We start from the raw sequence: 491 nt of genomic DNA on the forward strand, positions 1-491 counted from the left end.
AACCGGGACGGCTTCTCGTCTCCGATCACCGCCGCGTACGGGGTGAGGGCGGCACCGGCCTTGCCGCTGGCGGGTCGGGTCCACAGGACCCGGTCGGTGCCGAGTTCGCGGGCCACCACCGAGCGCTTGTCGGCGGCCCGGAACAGGGCGTACCGGTCGTCGACCGCGATCAGCTTGGTACCCGGTTCGCCGACCCAGAGCAGCCGCCCGTCGTACCCGTCGATGACCGCCTCGCGGCCGTCCGGGCCGACCCCGATCAGGACGTTCCGCGCGCCCTGCGGGTCCTCGCGCTGGGCGCAGCCGGCACTGTCGGCGGTCCGCAGGTTGACGCCGGCCCGCTGCCACGCCTCCTGCCCCGTCGCCGGGTCACGAGCGGAGATGGCGAAGTAGCAGCTGCCGTCCTGGGAGCGGGCGGCGATCCGCAGCATCCGTCCGCCCACCACGGAGATCCGCTCGTCCCGACCGGGCTCGACGTTCTGCAGGACCCGGCC

The 491-nt window shown here is 74.3% G+C and carries 1 pseudogene; it reads right to left on the reverse strand.

What is annotated here, in order from left to right:
- Positions 1–491: pseudogene (locus EAD89_RS30170) on the reverse strand (hypothetical protein); the annotation flags it as partial.

Source organism: Micromonospora sp. BL4, from assembly GCF_003667505.1.
Taxonomy (GTDB): Bacteria; Actinomycetota; Actinomycetes; order Mycobacteriales; family Micromonosporaceae; genus Micromonospora.